The sequence below is a fragment of the Novosphingobium sp. B1 genome (assembly GCF_900176395.1).
GTDB lineage: Bacteria > Pseudomonadota > Alphaproteobacteria > Sphingomonadales > Sphingomonadaceae > Novosphingobium.
Genome location: NZ_FWXL01000054.1, coordinates 1 through 2,509, shown reverse-complemented (window position 1 = coordinate 2,509; position 2,509 = coordinate 1). Strand labels below are relative to the sequence as shown.

The following is a 2,509-nucleotide window of genomic DNA, read 5'->3' as shown; positions in this document are numbered from 1 at the left end:
TGTCAATCGGCGTCCAATCGGGACCCCTTATCGGCGCGCAAAAGGGACCCCCTGGCGATCGTGGGGTTCATTGATGTCGGGCGCAGGTTTCGCGCTGCTGGCGGCGTAGGGAGGGCGTAGCCCGACCGGAGGCGGCAGCAGCGCGAATGTCGTTTTTCTGGGGTTGCTCAGCTGCGATGTTTGAAGCGCCAGCTGTCGTTGCCGGTCTCGACGATATCGCAATGGTGGGTGATGCGGTCGAGCAGCGCGGTGGTCATCTTGGGGTCACCGAACACGGTGGGCCACTCGCCGAAGGCCAGGTTGGTGGTGATGATGACCGAGGTCTTCTCGTAGAGCTTGCTGATCAGGTGGAACAGCAGCTGTCCGCCTGATCTGGCGAACGGCAGGTAGCCCAGTTCATCGAGCACCACGACGTCGAGCCGGCTGAGCTGGGCGGCTATGGCGCCGGCCTTGCCGATGCGGGCTTCCTCCTCGAGCCGGGTGACGAGGTCGACCGTGTTGAAGTAGCGCCCGCGGGCGCCGGCACAGACGACGCTGGCGGTGATTGCGGTGGCGAGGTGAGTCTTGCCGGTGCCCGTGCCGCCGATGAGCACGATATTGCGCCGTGCGGGCACGAATGAGCCAGCGTGGAGGGAGCGCACGAGGCCCTCGTTGATCGGCGTGCCGTCGAACACGAAGGCATCGAGGTCCTTGGCCACGGGCAGCTTGGCTGCGGTCATGCGGTAGCGGATCGAGGCGGCATGACGATGCGCTGCTTCTGCCCGCAGCAGGTCGGTCAGGATCTCGTGGGTCGTGCGCTTGCGCTGCAGCCCCGTGGTGACAGCGTCGTCGAACGCGCCGGCCATGCCCCTGAGGCCGAGCCCGCGCATCGCCTCGATCATCTCATGCCGCTGCATCGAGGCCTCGCACCGTGTCGTAGCGGGCGCAGTCCGCCATCGGTGGATGGCTGAGCTTGAGATCGACGACCACATCGAGGGGCCGGTCAGATGGTGGATCGCGGTACCGGGCCAGGATGTTGAGGATCACCTCGTCGCTGGCGGCACCGGCATCGAGGGCCTCGCGGACCGCGGCCTCGATCGCGTCCAGGCCATCGGTCAGCACGGCTGCCAGCACCCGCACAAAGCGCCGATCGGCCTCATCGCCGCTCCCCAGCTTGCGGCGCAGCCGCGCCAGTGCCGGCGGCAGGTCCCAGCCCTGGAAGGGGGCGCCGTTCCGCAAAGCGCCGGGCTTGTTGGCCAGCACCGGCAGGTAATGCCAGGGATCGTAGATCGTCCGGTCACGGCCGAAGTGCCGGGCATGTTCGGCGACGACCTCGTCACCCAGGCGCACGACTATGCGGTCGGCATAGGCGCGAACCTGAACGGCCCGCCGCGCGGCCTTGGCCATGACGGAATAGCGGTTGCGGTCAAAGCTGATCAGGCAGGTGCCGGTCACAGCATGGGCGGTCTCGTGGAAGCCATCGAACGGGGCCAGCATCGGCTGCAGGGCTGGCCGCTCGAGATCCAGCGCCTCGGCAACCGTCAGCTCCTTCTGCTCGGGATGCGGATGCAACGAGGCCCAGCGCAGACACTCGGCCTCGAGCCATCCGTTGAGCTCCTCGATGCTGGCAAAGCGCAGGCGGGGCTGGAAGAAACGCCCCCGGATGGTCTGGACCTGGTTCTCGACCTGGCCTTTCTCCCATCCGGCCGCCGGCGAGCAGGCCGTGGGCTCGACCATGTAATGGTCGGCCATGACCAGGAACCGGCGGTTGAACACCCGCTCCTTGCCCACGAACACCGCGGCGACAGCCGTCTTCATGTTATCGTAGATCCCGCGCAGCGGAACGCCGCCGAAGAAGGCGAAGCCCCGGGCATGAGCATCGAATACCATCTCCTGCGTCTCGCGGGGATAGGCCCGGACATAAACTGCCCGCGACGCGCACAGCCGCATGTGCGCCACCTTCACTCGCATCGGCTTGCCGGCGATCTCCACATCCTCGTGGCTCCAGTCGAACTGGTAGGCTTCGCCAGGCTGGAACAGCAGCGGGATGAAGGCCGGGGCGCCGTCACCCGCATCCCTGCGCCGTGCTTCCGCCCAGCGCCGGGCGTAGCGCCGCACCGCGTCGTAGGATCCCTCGAACCCCTCCCGGCACAGCAGATCATGGATCCGCGTCATGCGCAGCCGGTCGCGCCGCTGCCGCGCCTCGTTCTCCGTCAGCAGCGTATCGAGCCGCTCCTGGAACGGCCCAAGCCGGGGCAGCGGTTGGACCGTGCGATGGTAATCGAACGCGCCTTCCGGTGCCCGGATCGCCTTGCGCACCACCTTGCGCGACAGCCGCAAATCCCGCGCAATCGCCTTGATCGCCTTCCCACCCGCGTGCTCGCGCCGGATCCGAACAACTGTCTCCACCACCAACATCCCGATCTCGCCACCTGCAACTCCAGGCAGCCCGCTACACCATCGGAATGAGGGGTCCCTTTTAGACGCCGATCACCCCGCTAACGGGGTCCCTTTTGCACGCCGATCCACA

At 67.0% G+C, this 2,509-nt stretch carries 2 protein-coding genes; both read right to left on the bottom strand.

Annotation, left to right across the window (positions count from 1 at the left end):
- Positions 1-167 precede the first annotated feature (167 nt).
- On the bottom strand, positions 168-896 hold the full coding sequence (gene istB / locus B9A23_RS21965; RefSeq protein ID WP_084281528.1) for an IS21-like element helper ATPase IstB: 729 nt from the start codon (positions 894-896) through the stop codon (positions 168-170).
- A complete protein-coding gene (gene istA / locus B9A23_RS21960; RefSeq protein WP_084281527.1) occupies positions 883-2,397 on the bottom strand; it encodes an IS21 family transposase in 1,515 nt (504 codons plus the stop codon). Before istA ends, istB begins: the two co-directional genes overlap by 14 nt.
- Positions 2,398-2,509: the final 112 nt, after the last annotated feature.

What these genes read in the sequence shown, in the direction of transcription:
- istB (WP_084281528.1), bottom strand. Translation starts at nt 896, where the DNA reads ATGCAGCGGCATGAGATGATCGAGGCGATGCGCGGGCTCGGCCTCAGG.
- istA (WP_084281527.1), bottom strand. Translation starts at nt 2,397, where the DNA reads ATGTTGGTGGTGGAGACAGTTGTTCGGATCCGGCGCGAGCACGCGGGT.